The sequence below is a fragment of the Nostoc sp. 'Peltigera membranacea cyanobiont' 213 genome (assembly GCF_002245975.1).
GTDB lineage: Bacteria > Cyanobacteriota > Cyanobacteriia > Cyanobacteriales > Nostocaceae > Nostoc.
In genome coordinates, this window is sequence record NZ_NOLI01000375.1 from 1 (window position 1) to 1,036 (window position 1,036).

2 protein-coding genes are annotated in these 1,036 nt (G+C 39.7%); both read right to left on the reverse strand.

Translation table 11 applies throughout. The features are described 5' to 3' along the window. Positions 1–702 (reverse strand): IS4 family transposase (locus tag CDG77_RS35045; RefSeq protein WP_223270177.1); only part of this gene is annotated, 702 nt, incomplete at its 3' end. Positions 703–813: 111 nt separating this feature from the next. Then, positions 814–981, reverse strand: a complete 168-nt coding sequence (locus CDG77_RS37285) for a hypothetical protein (protein ID WP_190234171.1) — start codon at positions 979–981, stop codon at positions 814–816. Between the last annotated feature and the right edge of the window lie 55 nt (positions 982–1,036).

Below are 1,036 nucleotides of genomic sequence, written 5' to 3' on the forward strand. Positions count from 1 at the left end.
ACAGTCTCCAACAATTTTACCTTTTCGCATGGAAGTTTTTCGAGCTTGATGTTTCCGAAATACAGCATCACAATTGATTTTTTTTATAGCAACCAGATCGGCGTAAGCGCAAAAAGCTCTATCCCCTAAAAGGATATCGAAGGGATTAAGAAACTGATATAATTGACGAGCTAATTTAATATCATGAGTGTTCAGAACATTGATACATAGAGCAACAGCGCCTCCAGTAGCTAAACTGAAGATTACACCAATTTTCGCAATTGGGAATCCACATCCAGGCTTTTGGGTCTTTGGCTGAGGGTATTCTTCCTGGTTCTCAATAGTGTCAGGCATGGAGACAGTTGACCCATCTATTACCATGACATTTCGACCACACCATAAATGTTCTGCCCCTACCTTTTCTTCTAACCTTTGTCCAACCTGACTAAAAAGTTTTTCTAAAAACTTTTCTGGTAATCTAGACCGCGCTTGACAATAAGCGCTTGTGTCAGTTGATGGAATTTCTACCCCTTGTGCTGCCAAATAAGCAATAACTTTACTCACTGCATTATGGCAACTTTTATCAGTATCCAAAACCTGAGATAAAAAGGCCCAAAGCGTTACTATTGGGTCGAATAATCGCCGATAATATCTAATATTTAGCTCATGAAGTGCTTTTTCAATTACACTTGCTGGTAACAATTCTTTGAAAGGTAATCCCAAATATGAATTAAATTTATCAAGAGAGGATTTGTACTCGCAGTGTCACAGTAGTATTTATGATGTTTGCTTACTCGTCTCAAAGAAAGTATTTCATGAACGAGTAAGCTTTTCCTACCTAAATTTTTTTTGGACAACTCGAACATCTTTGCACTGTCTAGAGTTAGGCACAGTGTAGTTTACCGCCGCAGGCATCCCAACAAAGCGGGCGGTTACGCCGGGAGCAAACTTCATTAGCGATCGCAACACTTCATCAAGAACAATCGCCTGCCTCGTCCCCACACTGTTTAATAGTTTTGAAATCTGTAGCGCTTATCCTGTATAGCTTAGAGCTTTT